We start from the raw sequence: 13503 nt of genomic DNA, 5'->3' as shown, positions 1-13503 counted from the left end.
GTACCGGGATGCTAGGGCTCGCCCACGGCCGCGCCCTGCTGGCGCGGGGCCGGGTGTCGTTCCGCGACCTGGACCATCAGCAGGAGGCAGAGCGCCGCGAGGCAGGCGAGGGAGGCGCACACCGCGGTGAGTCCGGCGCTCCACGGCGGAGCCACCGTGATCGCCAGGGTGCGGGAGACCTCGGCCGAGGCGAACCGGCCCTCGACATAACCCGTGGCCGCCAGCGCGGCCGGGACCACCGCTCCCGTGACCAGCCAGACCACGCCGGTACGCAGGGCCAGGGCGAGCGCCAGCACCCCGCACAGGCCGGACGCGGCGAGCGTCACGCCGTAGACGAGGAGGGGGACGCCGTCGCGGCGCAGCGGGAAGTAGGCCGCACCGCACACCACCAGGGCCGCCGCGGCGAGCCAGCCCGGCCAGAACCCTCCGGTCCGTCCGGTGCGGGCCGGGGTGTCCTGCGAGCTGTGCGTCGGGACCTCGCCGGGGTCGGTCGCAGCGCCGGGGAGCAGCTCCGGCCGAGGGGGGCACGCACCGTTTCGGGGCTCGCCGGGGGCGGGCGCCCCGGGCGGACAGGGCGGCCCGGCCCCGACCGCCCCCGCGGGCGGGACGGCAGGCACGGGCGGGACCGCAGGCGCGGACCGCTCGCGGGCCAGGCGCCCGACGAGGTCCACGAGGTCCTCCACCGGGCGTCCCGCGGCGGCCGCCCGCACCGCCTCCCGCCCGCAGTGCGGGCGCAGCGACGGCCGGTGGAGCAGGGCCGTCAGCCGCGCCACGTCATCGATGCGGCGGTTCTCGACGGCCGCCCGGATCGCCGCGTCCGCGCTGCCGGCGGCACGCGGCGGCCGGGTCAGCTCGGCGACGAGCAGGGCGACGTCCTCCACGGGACGCTCCACGGCGAGGGTGCGCAGGACGTGGCCGACGGCGTCGCCCCGGTCCGGCGAGCCCTCCAGCAGCGTGACGAGCCGGACGACCGCCTCCAGCGGCACGTCGCCGAGGGCCGTCCGCGCCGGATCGGCGGCCGGGACTGCGTCCTCGGGTGCGCCGCCGTCTCCGGCGGGGACCGCCGCGGGGGCCTGGGAAGGACTGGGTTCCCCGGTGCGGACGATGACGGTCCGGTCCGACCGGGGTGGTGAAGAGCGGGTGGTCATACCTGGTCTCCAAGGGAGGGGTGCGGCCGCTCCTGCGCCTCCGAGCGCGACTCGCGTTTTACCCTGACCATTCCTACGGCGCCCGCGGACGCCCTGCCACCCGGGTGCGGCAGGGGGGTGAGTCGCCCCGCGGGGCGCACGGGGCGTGCGGCCGCCCCTCCGTGAGGCTTCCTCCGCGGGTCGGTCATGGGCGGGCGCCGACCGGGAATCCTTGAAACGTCAGGTGTCCTCCCCGAGCGCGGAAAGAGGAAGCGAACCGTGGACCACACCACCGAGGTGATCCTCGTCGCATCGGTCGTCGCGGCGGTCGTGCTCGCCGTGGCCGTGACGCTGTTCGTGCGCCTGGTCCGGGCCCACCGGGCCCTGCGCCGCGCCGGTCTCCCGACCGGCCCGCGCTGGGTGTTCTGGGGTGCCGTCCTGTACTTCCTTCTGCCGTTCGACCTGCTGCCCGACCCGGTGTACCTGGACGACGTGGGTGTCCTGCTGCTCGCCCTGCGGGTGCTGCACGGCGCCACCGGGGACCGGTCACCGGTGCCCTCGCCCCGGTCCGGGCGGACGGAGCGTCAGCAGCCGCCGGGCGCAGCCGACTACGCTCCGTAAGGAAACCAATCACCCGTTCGATTCGTATAAGTCTGGGAAAGCCGAATCGAAGTCAGCGGGCCAAGCGACGCCGCCAGGGTGACCACCGCTTGATCGCGGCTGCACCGACCAGGGAGAGACGATGCAACCGTTCGCGCTCAACTACGCACGTCCAGCCGTGGAATGCGAATGCAGCACTCCGTATGTGTACGACGCCGGACTGCAGTTGAACGTGCTCGCCGACGGCCGGATCGCCGCGTCCGACCTCGCCCTGCTGAGGGAGTTGGGGACCACCACGTCCACGGCGGGCTCCAAGACGCACTTCGACGACTGATCACGGCCGGCGACGATGACCGTACTGATCCTCACCGGCGAGGAGGACGTGACGGCGGACATGGTGGTCGTCCACCTGAACGCCTCCGGAGTCCCGGTGATCCGGCTCGACCCCGCCGATCTGACCGCGAGCGCGGCGCTCTCCGGGGAGTTCGTGCACGGTGCCTTCCGCGGCCACCTCTCCTCCGGTGGCCGGCTGGTGAGCATGAGCGGGCTGCGCTCGGTGTGGGTGCGCAGGCCCGGCACGCCCGCGGCCCGGGCGCCCCAGCCCTCCGCGTGGCTCACCGAGGAGTCGGCGCAGTCCCTCTACGGCCTGCTGCGCGGCTGCGGCGCCCGATGGATGAACGACCCCGACGCGGCCGGGCGCGCCCGCCACAAGCCCTGGCAGCTGCGGCACGCGCAGCACAGCGGTCTGCCCGTGCCCGCGACGCTCATCACGACCTTTCCCCGGGCCGCCCGGGCGTTCGCGGAGCGCTTCCCGGACCTGGTGGTGAAGCCGGTGTCGGGGGCCCATCCGCAGGAGCCGCCGCGGGCGGTGCCGACGAGCCGCGTGGCCCCCGGCACGGACTTCGACGCCGTCGCCTACGGGCCCACCCTGCTGCAGCGCCGGATCGCCAAGCGGGCCGACGTCCGCCTGACCGTCGTCGGGGACACGCTGCTGGCCGCCCGGAAGGCGACCCCCGCGGACGCCGATCCCGACCACGTCGACGTCCGGTTCGCCCCGTCCGGCACCCCCTGGGAACCGGTCGAGGTCCCGCCGCGCCTCGCCGAAGCCGTGCGCAGCTACGTCACGGGCGCCGAACTGGCCTACGGTGCCTTCGACTTCGCGGAGGACGCGGACGGGACCTGGTGGTTCCTGGAGTGCAACCAGTCCGGTCAGTTCGGGTTCGTCGAGGTGGAGACGGGCCAGCCGATCTCCCTCACCATCGCGCAGTGGCTCGGCCGCCCCGGGCCCCGGGAGCCGGACCACGCCGACGGCAGGCGGGTGCCGGTGCCTTGACGGTTGCGCGGGGGACGCACGAAGGGGAGCCCGGGGCCGGTGCGTCGCCGGCGCGGCCGGACCCCGTCCGCACCGGCGGCACTCGGTGCCACCGAACTCCCCCGGCCCGCCCGCCGGGCGGAGGGCTCAGACCGCCAGCGACAGGTCGCTCTCCCCCTCCGGATCCGCGGTGGGACCGGCCGTGCCCCCGGGGGTCAGCAGCAGGGCGTCCGCCCTGGCGATGGCGTCGCGGATGACGGTGGTGCCGGTCATCACGCACAACGTGTAGCTGACGTCCTCGAGTTCCTGGGCCGTCACGGCACTCTCCCTCTCCGCCTGAGCGATCTTCAGCGATGCATACCGCGTCAGCAACGTCCTGACGACCTTCGGGTCCGGAACCAGCACGGAGCGCCCCTCTCTCGAATTTTCCTCCGTATGCCCCAGGCACGCCGTGCCATGCACGTATGCGGCCACGTGGCACACAATTGGCCAAATAGCATCGATTTACGGTCGATCAGCCGCCGACCGTCCGCGATCCGCCGGTCGTCACCGATCCGCGGCTCTCCGCCGCGCCACCGCGCGGCGCTCCCCCGCGGTCATGCCGCCCCAGACACCGTCGTACTCGCTGTTGCGCAGGGCCCACGCCCTGCACTCGCGCAGCACGGGGCACCGGTGGCACACCGCGCGGGCCCGGTCTATCTGCCGCAGCGACAGCCCGTTCTCCCCGAGGGGGAAGAACAGTTCGGGATCCTCGAAACGGCAGGCGCCATGGTCACGCCAGTTCATGGCCGGATCCCGACCGTGCAGGGGGTGCGGGCCGCCGCACGGCGGCGCCGGCCGCCGCGCTCGCTCCGTTGGGTCACTCTCACCGGGTCCTCCGCTGAATACTCGGCCCGCAGTCCGGGCAGCTCCCGTCTGCGGCACTGGGGTGCCGCACGACCCGGCAGAGGTACCCGCAATATAGGTGCTTTTCGGGCGATGAGCCAAGATGGGGATGAGCGGCACGCACGACGAGCGCGGGAGGACGGACCGCACATGAATCTCTTTCCCGCCGCAGACCTCGCGCTGCGGGAGTGGATCGGCGAGAAGATCTTCGCCCGCGTGGCCGGCCCGGACGGCCCCGGCAGGCGGGCCCGCATCCATGGGAGTCCCGGACCGCGCTGGTTCGCACCGGAGCGCCCCGTCCGGCGGGTGCACGCGGACGCCTCGATGTTCATCGGGGGTCTGTCGGCCCTGCTGCTGCAGTCGCTGCACCCACTGGCCATGGCCGCCGTGGCCGCGCACTCCGGCTTCCGGGGCGACCCCTGGGGCCGGCTGCAACGGACCAGCACCTTCCTCGCGGAGACCACCTACGGCCCGTCCGGACGCGCGGAGGAGGCCTGCGCGCGGGTCCGTGCCGTCCACGCCGCGGTGCGGGGCACGGCACCCGACGGGACGTCCTACGACGCCGCCGACCCCCGCCTGCTGGGCTGGGTGCACCTCGCCGAGGTGGACAGTTTCCTGCGGGCGCACCAGCGTTTCGGCGCCCGGCCCCTGGACGAGGCGGGGTGCGACGGCTACGTCGCGGACATGGCGCGCGTGGCCGTGGAACTCGGCGTCCCGGACCCGCCGAGATCCCGGGCGGATCTGGCCGCGCGCCTGGCGGACTACCGGGGCGAACTGCGGGCGACCGGCGAGGCGCGCAGTGCGGCCCGCTTCCTGCTGCTGAACCCGCCCGTGCCGCTGCTCGCGCGCCTGCCCTACGGGATGATCGCCGCGAACGCCGTGGCGCTGCTGCCGATCTGGGCCTCGCGGGCACTGTGGCTGCCGCGCGTGCCGCCGGCCGAGGGCCTGTGCGTGCGGCCACTGGGCACGGCGGTGACCCGGGGGATCCGCTGGGCCCTGGGTCCGCGTCCGCAGTGATCCGGCCCTGCGGGCCACGGCCTGCAGGGCCGGGCGGAGCCGTTCGGTCCGCGCCCCGCACGGCTGCGGCGGGCGGGACCATGACCGTACGGCGACCGGCGTCAGCCCTCGAGGGCGTCGGCCAGTTCCGAGGCGGCCCGCGCGAGGTCGCCGTCCTCGTCGGCGAGGAGCACGGGCAGCGCACCGCGGCGCGCCCGGACCGCCTGTCGCGCCCGGCGCTCCCACACCACCGGGTTCTCCGGGTGGTTCAGCAACTTGGGGTAGACCGCGGCGACACTCTCCCACTGCTGGGCGCCGGCGATGCTCTTCAGCAGCTGGACGACCTGCGGCCGGCAGCTGACGCGCGGCATCCGGGCCAGCTCCCAGAGGAACGGCACCGTGGCGGCGGTGGCCTGCTCCACCACGAAGCCGTACTGGCAGATGCGTTTCTTCAGATCGTCGAGCGCGGACCGGGCCGCGCGCTCCTCGCCCCAGGCCACGCGGGTGAGCAGCAGGGGAATCGTGACGGCGGGTCCGGTGGAGTCCTGGATGTCGGACCAGGGCACCTGCCCCAGCGTCGCGAGGGGACTGGCCGGGGCGCCGCCGCCGGAGGGCGTGGCGCTGTCGGTGCACGGGGTGCTCGGCTGCTCCGTCGGTGCGGTGCGCATGGCGTGTGACCTTTCCGCGGCAGTCATGTCAGTGGGGGGAGGGCGGGGCGGCGACGTCGCCCGGGACGGTCCCGTCCGCCGAAGGCCCGGGGAGGGCCGCACCCGATCCGCTGCGAGGCGGGCCCGAGTGCGGCCTCGACGCCGTTCGGCTCCCCCGAGGACGTCGCGTGCGACGGGGCGGTGCGGGCTCCTCGCGGCGACCGGCCGGGCACGGTGGACTCGTCCGTCCACGACTGGGCTGCGCCTGGCGATCCGAGCACTCGGCTCGCTGGTGAGGGCACGGCATCTCCCCTGATGCGACGTCACCGAACGACGCCAGCCGGGGGGTTGACGCCCTGGCTATTATCCACGCAGAAGGCGCTCGCGTGCAATTGCACGAGAAATTTCTCGCGAAAATGCGCGACCGGAGACGGCGGGACGACGGACCGTCCCGCACTCCCCCGAGCGCCGGGCGCGTCGCACGACGGAACGTGAACAGCAAGGAGACTGCGGTGCCACCAGTGCAGAACGGAGTGCGGGCCAGCTCGCTGGACGCCCGCTGGATGAAGAGCCGGCACAGCAACGCGGAGGGCAACTGCGTGGAGGTCGCCACTCTGCTGGACGGAGGCATAGCGGTGCGCAACTCCCGCGACCCCGACGGCCCCGCCCTCGTCTACACCCCGGCCGAGGTGGCCGCGTTCGTGGCGGGCGCGAAGGAGGGCGAGTTCGATCATCTGCTGTGAAGCGGAGGGGACTTGACGACTTCCGGGCGGCTGCCTCGCGATGCGGCCCGGTGCGATAATGTAAGCCTCACGTCTGTCGGTCCACTGGGAGCCAGGATGTCCGCCGAGCCGCATCGCCTCTCCCGACTCGAACCCTATCTGGACCGGCCCGAACCGGCGCCCACCCTGCTGAAGATGCTGGTCGGCGTCCAGCTCACGGGCTTCCGCGAGGACGCCGAGCTGTCGCAGGACCAGGCCGCCCGCCTCCTCGGATTCAGCGGCGCCAAGCTCTCCCGCATCGAGTCGGGCAAGAGCCGCCGCCCTCCGTCGGAGCGGGACGTCCGCGCCCTGCTGGAGCTGTACGACACCGACGAGTACGAGTCGTCGGTGCTGCTCAGGCTGCTGCGGCGCGCGGGCGAGCCGGGTTGGTGGCAGCGCTACGACAAGCGGCTGATGCCCGAGTGGTTCGACCGGCTGGTGGGCCTGCAGGAGGCGGCGGCCGCGATCCGCACCTTCGAGATCCAGTACGTCCCCGGCCTGCTGCAGACCGCGGCGTACACCCGGGCCGTGGTGGAGCGCGGCCTGCCGACCGCGTCGGCCGGCGAGGTCCAGCGCCGTGTGGAACTGCGCATGCGGCGCGCGGAGTTGCTCCAGCGCTCCGACGCGCCCCAGCTGTGGGCGGTCATCGACGAGTCCGTGCTGCTGCGCGTCCTGGGCAGCCGGGACGTCATGCGCGGCCAGCTGACCCACCTCGTGGAGATGGCCCAGCGCTCGCACGTGACCGTCCAGATCATTCCCCTGGACGTGACGAACGCGTCCGCGCCCGCCATACCGATCACCTATCTCCGCTTCGGCGGGCTGGACCTTCCGGACGTCGTGTACCTGGAGCACATCCGGAGCGCCAACTTCCTGGAGGACCGGGACGAGACGGAGGAGTACCGGATCGCGCTGGACCGCCTGGCCGACGAGGCGCTCACGCCGCTGGAGTCACTGGCGCTGCTCCGGCGGACGATCGCGGACCGCTACCCGGCGCCCTGATCGGGCACGGACCGAAAGCGCCCTGGGGAGAACACCGTCGGTGTTCTCCCCAGGGCGCTTCGGCGAGCAGTCCGGCGCCTCAGGGCACGAGGGCCAGGCCCCCGAACTCGACCCACTCGTGAGTGAGCTGACGGGGCGCCACCTCGGTGTCGGGGCGCCAGGTGGAGACCTCCACGAGGCCCGGGTCGAGGAGGTCCAGGCCCTCGAACCACTCGGCCACGTCCTTCTGCTGACGCACACGCCCCCAGTGCCCCTGGGTTGCCTGGTCCATGAAGTCGGTGACGAACGCGCGCACTTCGGGGTCCTCACTGACCAGCTGGCACATGAGCATCACGCTGCCCGGCGCGAGGCGCTCCCGGACCCGGCGGGCCACGGCGAGCGGGCCGTCGATGTCGCTGTCCGGGATGCAGTGGAAGACCGAGTTGAAGAGCACCGCCACGGGCTGGGAGAAGTCGATCAGCCGCTGGGTGTCCGGGTGGGTGAAGATGTGGTCGGTCTGCCGCATGTCGGCGTGGATGACCGCGGTGCGCTCGTCCTGCTGGAGCAGGGCCCGGCCGTGCACCAGCACCATCGGGTCATTGTCCACGTAGACCACGTGCGTGGTGGGGTCGATGCGCTGGGCGACCTGGTGGACGTTGTCCTGGGTGGGCAGGCCCGAGCCGTGGTCGAGGAACTGCCGGATGCCGTGCTCCTGGGCCAGCGTGCGCACGGCGCGCTGGAGGAAGCGGCGGTTGTTCAGCGCCAGCCGCCGGGTGCTCGGGACGACCTTGTCGAGCTCCTCGCACGCAGCGCGGTCGGCGGCGTAGTTGTCCTTGCCGCCCAAGTAGTGGTCGTACATGCGCGCAGCTGTCGGCACGTTCTCGTCGATCTTCGTGGACAGCTGGTTCTCCGTGTGCATCGATCCCCCAGAATCGCCGATTCCATCGCGCCAACTGGGCTGGCCTGACAGAGAGTACATCCTAGGCAACGCCGTTTCGGGCGAACCAGCCCATGAACACAGGCCAGTTGAGAGGTACGGCTGCTCAAGGAGGCGGCCGCCCGGAGGCCCGGCACAACCGCCACGCCGTCCACATGATGTACACATCTTCTTCACGTGTTCGCACTCGTCATCGGCTCGGTCCTGAGCACTCGGTTGCTGTTCCTGGCCGAGGGGGCTGTCGTGTTCTTCGCCGTAGCCGTGCTGCTGCTTCCGATCGTGTCCGTTCTGCTGCTGGTCATGGACCGGATCGAGGACCGGATGCTCGGTTCCGCTCCGGTGGAGCGCCGGCACGCCGGCCGCCGCCGGCACCTGCGGCTGATCCCGGGCGGGCGCCGCGGCTCCTCCGCCGAGACGCTTCCCGCGGTGGCCGGGACGGGCGGGGCGCTCCCGGAGGCCGGGCGACGCGCCGCCTGACGCCGCCTTCGCCCGGGTAGTCCCCGGTCCGGCCTCCTGTCGTCCCCCGGGTCCGGTGCGGCGCATGCGGGCGGCGCGCTTGCCCGATCACCCCGTTCCTGTGACACGCTCGGTCACGACCGGAGCCCCTGGCCCCGGTCCGACCCGTTCGGCACAGTGAGAGGCGGCTGCATGCGCATCGGACTGCTCGGCACCGGCCCCTGGGCCCGGAGGGTGCACGCCCCCGCGCTCGCCGGGCACGGGGAGCTGGAGTTCGCCGGGGTGTGGGGGCGGCGGGCGTCCGCCGCCAAGGACCTGGCCGAACGGCACGGGACCCGGCCCTACGACGACGCCGACGCCCTCTTGGCGGACGTGGACGCGGTCGCGGTCGCGCTGCCGCCGCAGGTGCAGGCCGACCTCGCCGTGCGGGCCGCGCGCGCCGGACGCCATCTCCTCCTCGACAAGCCGCTGGCGGCGACCGTCGCCCAGGGGCGTGCCGTCACCGAGGCGGTCCGGGAGGGGGGCGTCGCCTCGGTCGTCTTCTTCACCTCGCGCTTCCGCCCGGAGCAGGAGGCGTGGATCGCCGAACAGGCCGACCAGGAGGGCTGGTTCACCGCGCGGGCACAGTGGTTGGGTGCCGTCTTCACCCGCGACAGCCCGTACGCGGCCTCCCCGTGGCGGCGCGAGAAGGGCGCCCTGTGGGACGTCGGCCCGCACGCGCTGTCCGTGCTGCTGCCGGTCCTCGGGGACGTGCGCCGGGTGGCGGCCGCCGTCCACGGCCCCGAGGACACGGTGTACGTCGTCCTCGACCACGTCGGCGGGGCCACCAGCACTCTGACGCTGAGCCTCACCGCTCCCCCGGCGGCGGCCGGCACCGCCGTCGAACTGCGGGGCGAGTCGGGGGTGACGCTGCTGCCGGAGGCGTCCGGGGACGCCGTCGCGGCCTTCGGGCGGGCGGCGGACGCACTGGTCGCATCGGCGCGCAGCGGGCGCCGGCACCCCTGCGACGCCTCCTTCGGCCTGCGGGTCACCGAGATCCTCGCGTCCGCCGAGACGCTGCTCGCCCAGGACACGGACTGAGCCGGCGTGGGGCCGGGGCGGCACCGGTCCGCCGCCTCCCCGTCCGCCGGGGCCCGTGCATCATCCCTCCGGCCCCTCTTCCGCCTCCTTCGACCGGCCGGGCCGTGCCGGGGCCGCGGTCACGGCACGCGCGTCCGCACCGGGACGCACGCGTGCGGCCGTGCTGCGGTGTGTCACAGCCCGGCCGCACGGAGGCCGACCTTCCGGCACCCGAGGCGGGCGGCGGACCCGGTCGGGCACGTCAGGCGTGCCGGTGGGACCGGTTGCCGGCGATCACCCGGTAGAGGGCGAGCAGGATCATCGAGCCGATGACCGCGGCGATCCACGTCGACAGGTCGAAGAAGCCGTTGACCGAGTCGATGCCGAGGACGACCTTGCCGAGCCATCCGCCGAGCAGTCCGCCCGCGATGCCGATCAGCATGGTGATGACGATGCCGCCGGGGTCCTTGCCCGGCATGAGCAGCTTGGCGATGGCGCCGGCCAGCAGTCCGATGACCATCCAGGCGATGATGCCCACGTGTCCTCCAGGGTGCGGTGAGTGCGTCGAAAGCGTGTGCCCCTACCGGATGCACGCCGGGGAGACCGCCAAACCTAACGAAACGGAATCGGACCGACCGACTCCGGCCGGGTGCCCGGCTCGGCGTGCGGGACGCGGCACCGCGTAGCAGCGTGGTGGTGTGCCGAAAGCCCCCGCCCTGCTGACGCGCCGGAACCCCGACCGGCGGGGCTGGCTGCGCGGCGCCCCGCCGCCGGTCTGGGTGCGGGTGCTGCCCGTGGCGCTGATGGTGCTGGTGTGCGTGGTGACGCTGGCCAGCCCCAACCCGCTGGACATCGGGTTCCTGCTCGGGGCGATCCCCCCGCTGGCCGTGCTGTCGTACGGGCCGCTGGCGACGGCGGTGCTCGGTGTCGCCGTGGTCGTCATGCTGAACGTGCCTGCCTTCCAGCTGAACCATCCGGGCAACGCGGACCTGGAGACGGTCGTCTTCGTCGCGGTGCTGAGTGTGTTCCTGTCCTTCGTGCGCAGCCGCCGTGACGCGCAGCTGGACCTGGAGCGCACGGTGGCCGAGGCAGCGCAGCGAGCCGTCGTCCCGCCCCTGCCGGACCGGGTCGGCCCGGTGCGCTGCGTGGGGATGTACCGGGCCGCGCAGCGCGGGACGCTGGTCGGCGGCGACTTCTTCGACGTGCGGCACAGCCCCCACGGCGTGCGCGCGGTCATGGGGGACGTCCAGGGCCACGGCCTCGCGGCCGTCTCCACGGTGGCCGCGCTGCTCGGCGCCTTCCGCGAGGCGGTCCTCGACCGGACGGACCTCGCGGCGGTCGCCGCCGCCCTGGACCGCAGGCTCGGGGTGGACGTGGAGGAGGGGCGGCATCCCGAGCTCTTCGCGACCGCGGTGCTGCTGGAGTTCTCCGGCGACGCCCAGTCGGTGCGGGTGGTGAGCTGCGGCCATCCGCCGCCGGTGCTGCTGCGGGACGGGAAGGCCACGGAGGTCGAGGTGGTGCCGTGGACGCCCCTGGGTCTCGGACTGGCCGACGGCGCGCCTCGGCCGGACGGGAACACCGTGCTCCTGCGCCCCGGGGACGCCCTCTTCCTGTCCTCGGACGGCGTCACGGAGGCGCGGGACTCCCGCGGCGCGTTCTATCCGCTGCTGGACCGGCTGCCCCGTCTCGCCGACCCCGACCCGGACGTCCTGGCCCGCCGGGTGCTGACCGATCTGCTCGCCCACTGCGGTACGGTCCGCGACGACGTCACGATGCTCGTCCTCACGCCCTCGGCCCCGGCGGACGGCGGTTCCTGACACCCACCGCGGGAGCCGCGGGCGGCCCGGCGCTCCGGCAGCGGGTCAGCCGACGTCCCAGAGGAACCGGTGCGTGTGGATGCCGAAGTACGGGAACGACTGGACCCTCCGCACGCCCTCGACGGGGCGGACCACGTCGTTGACGAAGTCCAGGAGGTCCCTCGGTCCCGGCGCGACCACCTCGGCGAACAGGTCGAAGCCGCCGGAGGTCAGCACCGCGTAGACGACCTCGGCGCGGCCGGAGAGCACGTCCGCGACCTCCCGCGGGTCGCCGTCCACCTCGATGCCGAGGAGGGCCATCGCCTGGCCGCCCATGGCCATCGGGTCGGTCACGCCGACCACCTGCACGGCCCGGGAGTCCAGCAGGCGCTGGAGCCGCTGGCGGGCCGCGGACGCGGACAGCCCGACCCGGGGGCCCAGGTCGGCGTAGGCGATCCGCCCGTCGGTCTGCAGCTCGCGCAGGATGGCCCGGTCGATGTCGTCCACGTGCCTCGTCTCCTTCTTCGGATCCTTCTCCGGCTGGAACTGACCGCCTGAGCGGCCCGCACGGCGCCGTGTCGCTCAGGCGGTCAGTTCGGCCAGCGCCTGCGCGAACAGGGCGGTGTGCGCGTCCACGTCCTGATCGCTGGTGTCCGGGCACATGAGGGCCATGTTGTGGAACGGGGTGAGCAGGATGCCCCGGTTCGCGAGGTAGAGGTGCAGGAAGTCCTCCAGCTCGGCGTCGGCGGCGGCCTCGGACTCCGTGCCCGTGCGCGGCGACGGGTCGGCGAACCGGTACTCGGTGCGGGCGCCGAGCCGGCTGACGGACCAGGGCAGGGCGTGGGCGTCGATGCCGGCCTGCACACCGGACTCGAACCGCTCGGACAGCTTCGCCATCCGGGCGAACGCGTCGTCGGTGAGGACGTGTTCCAGCGTGGCGCGCATCGCGGCGACGGAGAGCGCGTTGCCGGCGAGGGTGCCGCCGACGCCGCCCATGTCCACCAGGTCGAGGTCGGCGCGCCCCAGGAGGCGGTCGGCGAGCTCGGCGGACAGGCCGTAGGCGCCGGCGGGGATGCCGCCACCGATCGCCTTGCCGATGGTCAGCAGGTCCGGCTCCAGGCCCCAGGCCGCGGTGCAGCCGCCCGGCCCGGCGGAGAAGGTGTGCGTCTCGTCGTTGATCAGGAGGCTGCCGTACGTCCGGGTCAGGGCACGGACCCCGGCCAGGTAGCCCGGCTCCGGCAGCACGATGCCGATGTTGGTGAGCGCGGGCTCCATCAGGACGGCGGCGACGTCCCCGTGGGCGAGTTCCCGCTCCAGCTGCTCCAGGTCGTTGAACTCGGCGACCCTGCTGGTCAGGGTCACGTCGCAGGGCGCTCCGACGTTGCCGGGGCGGGCGGCGCCGTGGCCGTCGGGGCCGACGACGATGAGCGACTCGTCGACGCTGCCGTGGTAGCAGTAGCTGTTCACCAGGATCTTCGGGCGGTCGGTGACCGCGCGGGCGAGGCGGATCGCCCAGCGGTTGGCGTCGGTGGCCGTCAGCGAGAAGCTCCAGCGGGCGAGGCCGAAACGGCGGGTCAGCTCGGCGCCGACCCACTCGGCGTCCTCGGTGGGGAGCATCGCGGTCGCGCCGCCGGTCTCGGCGAATCGGTACCGGACCGCGTCGGCGACGGGCGCCGGGGAGTGGCCCGCCATGGCGCCGGTGTCGCCGAGGCAGAAGTCGATGTACTCGTGCCCGTCGATGTCGGTGACGCGGGCGCCGCGGGCGCCGTCCAGGTACCGGGGGAAGGCTCCGGCCGTCTTGTTCATCCACGTCATCGGCACCCGTCCGAAGAGGTGGTCGGCCCGGTCGTAGGCGGCCCTGGACCGCGGGTTGCGCCGCTCGGCCTCGGCGGCCTCGCGGACGAGCAGGTGGTGGAGGCGGGTGCGGTCCATGCGGTGTCCCGGTGCAT

Annotated in this window: 17 protein-coding genes; 9 read left to right on the top strand and 8 right to left on the bottom strand. The window is 73.7% G+C overall.

What is annotated here, in order from left to right; translation table 11 throughout:
* Window positions 1-11 precede the first annotated feature (11 nt).
* On the bottom strand, window positions 12-1148 hold the full coding sequence (locus tag P3H78_RS30700; RefSeq protein ID WP_276112456.1) for a hypothetical protein: 1137 nt from the start codon (window positions 1146-1148) through the stop codon (window positions 12-14).
* Between the two features lie 258 nt (window positions 1149-1406).
* Between P3H78_RS30700 and P3H78_RS30695 the strand changes: the two genes are divergently transcribed.
* The 3 genes from P3H78_RS30695 to tgmB all read left to right on the top strand — a co-directional run bounded on the left by P3H78_RS30695 (window position 1407) and on the right by tgmB (window position 3060).
* Window positions 1407-1748 carry a YkvA family protein gene (locus tag P3H78_RS30695; protein ID WP_276112455.1) on the top strand — a complete coding sequence of 114 codons (342 nt, stop codon included), beginning with the start codon at window positions 1407-1409 and terminating at the stop codon, window positions 1746-1748.
* Between the two features lie 121 nt (window positions 1749-1869).
* Complete coding sequence (gene tgmA, locus P3H78_RS30690) at window positions 1870-2061, top strand: putative ATP-grasp-modified RiPP (RefSeq protein ID WP_276112454.1); 192 nt, start codon at window positions 1870-1872, stop codon at window positions 2059-2061.
* A 15-nt stretch (window positions 2062-2076) separates the two neighbouring features.
* Window positions 2077-3060: an ATP-grasp ribosomal peptide maturase gene (gene tgmB, locus P3H78_RS30685; protein WP_276112453.1), complete on the top strand. Its 984-nt coding sequence runs from the start codon at window positions 2077-2079 to the stop codon at window positions 3058-3060.
* 126 nt (window positions 3061-3186) lie between these two features.
* Here the strand turns inward: tgmB and P3H78_RS30680 are convergent, their stop codons facing one another.
* Both P3H78_RS30680 and P3H78_RS30675 read right to left on the bottom strand, forming a co-directional pair.
* Window positions 3187-3444 (bottom strand): DUF5133 domain-containing protein, encoded by a 258-nt coding sequence (locus P3H78_RS30680; protein ID WP_276112452.1) that lies wholly within the window; start codon window positions 3442-3444, stop codon window positions 3187-3189.
* A gap of 141 nt (window positions 3445-3585) precedes the next feature.
* Window positions 3586-3825: a WhiB family transcriptional regulator gene (locus P3H78_RS30675; RefSeq protein WP_276112451.1), complete on the bottom strand. Its 240-nt coding sequence runs from the start codon at window positions 3823-3825 to the stop codon at window positions 3586-3588.
* 249 nt (window positions 3826-4074) lie between these two features.
* Between P3H78_RS30675 and P3H78_RS30670 the strand changes: the two genes are divergently transcribed.
* The gene (locus P3H78_RS30670) at window positions 4075-4941 is read left to right on the top strand and encodes an oxygenase MpaB family protein (protein ID WP_276112450.1); all 867 of its coding nucleotides are present in this window, start codon (window positions 4075-4077) and stop codon (window positions 4939-4941) included.
* Window positions 4942-5042: 101 nt separating this feature from the next.
* Here the strand turns inward: P3H78_RS30670 and P3H78_RS30665 are convergent, their stop codons facing one another.
* Entirely contained in the window at window positions 5043-5588 is a 546-nt protein-coding gene (locus tag P3H78_RS30665) for a hypothetical protein (RefSeq protein ID WP_276112449.1), read from the bottom strand.
* Between the two features lie 491 nt (window positions 5589-6079).
* On the opposite strand from P3H78_RS30665, the gene P3H78_RS30660 reads away from it, so the two are divergent.
* Both P3H78_RS30660 and P3H78_RS30655 read left to right on the top strand, forming a co-directional pair.
* Entirely contained in the window at window positions 6080-6310 is a 231-nt protein-coding gene (locus tag P3H78_RS30660; RefSeq protein ID WP_276112448.1) for a DUF397 domain-containing protein, read from the top strand.
* A 96-nt stretch (window positions 6311-6406) separates the two neighbouring features.
* Window positions 6407-7327, top strand: coding sequence for a helix-turn-helix domain-containing protein (locus tag P3H78_RS30655; RefSeq protein ID WP_276112447.1), 921 nt, complete (start codon window positions 6407-6409; stop codon window positions 7325-7327).
* A gap of 79 nt (window positions 7328-7406) precedes the next feature.
* Here the strand turns inward: P3H78_RS30655 and P3H78_RS30650 are convergent, their stop codons facing one another.
* The gene (locus P3H78_RS30650) at window positions 7407-8225 is read right to left on the bottom strand and encodes an SAM-dependent methyltransferase (RefSeq protein WP_276112446.1); all 819 of its coding nucleotides are present in this window, start codon (window positions 8223-8225) and stop codon (window positions 7407-7409) included.
* Between the two features lie 195 nt (window positions 8226-8420).
* On the opposite strand from P3H78_RS30650, the gene P3H78_RS30645 reads away from it, so the two are divergent.
* Window positions 8421-8720, top strand: coding sequence for a hypothetical protein (locus P3H78_RS30645; protein ID WP_276112445.1), 300 nt, complete (start codon window positions 8421-8423; stop codon window positions 8718-8720).
* A 171-nt stretch (window positions 8721-8891) separates the two neighbouring features.
* Window positions 8892-9779: a Gfo/Idh/MocA family protein gene (locus tag P3H78_RS30640; protein ID WP_276112444.1), complete on the top strand. Its 888-nt coding sequence runs from the start codon at window positions 8892-8894 to the stop codon at window positions 9777-9779.
* A gap of 241 nt (window positions 9780-10020) precedes the next feature.
* On the opposite strand, the gene P3H78_RS30635 is transcribed toward P3H78_RS30640, so the two are convergent.
* Window positions 10021-10296, bottom strand: a complete 276-nt coding sequence (locus P3H78_RS30635) for a GlsB/YeaQ/YmgE family stress response membrane protein (RefSeq protein WP_276112443.1) — start codon at window positions 10294-10296, stop codon at window positions 10021-10023.
* A 160-nt stretch (window positions 10297-10456) separates the two neighbouring features.
* Here P3H78_RS30635 and P3H78_RS30630 point away from each other — a divergent pair, with 160 nt between their 5' ends.
* Window positions 10457-11575: a PP2C family protein-serine/threonine phosphatase gene (locus tag P3H78_RS30630; protein WP_276112442.1), complete on the top strand. Its 1119-nt coding sequence runs from the start codon at window positions 10457-10459 to the stop codon at window positions 11573-11575.
* A gap of 45 nt (window positions 11576-11620) precedes the next feature.
* On the opposite strand, the gene P3H78_RS30625 is transcribed toward P3H78_RS30630, so the two are convergent.
* Together P3H78_RS30625 and P3H78_RS30620 are read right to left on the bottom strand one after the other, a co-directional pair.
* On the bottom strand, window positions 11621-12061 hold the full coding sequence (locus P3H78_RS30625; protein ID WP_276112441.1) for an Lrp/AsnC family transcriptional regulator: 441 nt from the start codon (window positions 12059-12061) through the stop codon (window positions 11621-11623).
* Window positions 12062-12136: 75 nt separating this feature from the next.
* Window positions 12137-13486: a transaminase gene (locus tag P3H78_RS30620; protein WP_276112440.1), complete on the bottom strand. Its 1350-nt coding sequence runs from the start codon at window positions 13484-13486 to the stop codon at window positions 12137-12139.
* Window positions 13487-13503: the final 17 nt, after the last annotated feature.

Origin of the sequence: Streptomyces tropicalis (assembly GCF_029269835.1) — a bacterium.
Classification (GTDB): domain Bacteria; phylum Actinomycetota; class Actinomycetes; order Streptomycetales; family Streptomycetaceae; genus Streptomyces; species Streptomyces tropicalis.
The sequence above is the reverse complement of the archived record's forward strand: the minus strand, read 5'-3'. Positions and strand labels throughout refer to the sequence as shown.

Coding starts and splice junctions, on each gene's coding strand:
- P3H78_RS30620 (WP_276112440.1), bottom strand. CDS start 13,486: ATGGACCGCACCCGCCTCCACCACCTGCTCGTCCGCGAGGCCGCCGAG.
- tgmA (WP_276112454.1), top strand. CDS start 1,870: ATGCAACCGTTCGCGCTCAACTACGCACGTCCAGCCGTGGAATGCGAA.
- P3H78_RS30665 (WP_276112449.1), bottom strand. CDS start 5,588: ATGCGCACCGCACCGACGGAGCAGCCGAGCACCCCGTGCACCGACAGC.
- P3H78_RS30670 (WP_276112450.1), top strand. CDS start 4,075: ATGAATCTCTTTCCCGCCGCAGACCTCGCGCTGCGGGAGTGGATCGGC.
- P3H78_RS30640 (WP_276112444.1), top strand. CDS start 8,892: ATGCGCATCGGACTGCTCGGCACCGGCCCCTGGGCCCGGAGGGTGCAC.
- P3H78_RS30650 (WP_276112446.1), bottom strand. CDS start 8,225: ATGCACACGGAGAACCAGCTGTCCACGAAGATCGACGAGAACGTGCCG.
- P3H78_RS30675 (WP_276112451.1), bottom strand. CDS start 3,825: ATGAACTGGCGTGACCATGGCGCCTGCCGTTTCGAGGATCCCGAACTG.
- P3H78_RS30700 (WP_276112456.1), bottom strand. CDS start 1,148: ATGACCACCCGCTCTTCACCACCCCGGTCGGACCGGACCGTCATCGTC.
- tgmB (WP_276112453.1), top strand. CDS start 2,077: ATGACCGTACTGATCCTCACCGGCGAGGAGGACGTGACGGCGGACATG.
- P3H78_RS30655 (WP_276112447.1), top strand. CDS start 6,407: ATGTCCGCCGAGCCGCATCGCCTCTCCCGACTCGAACCCTATCTGGAC.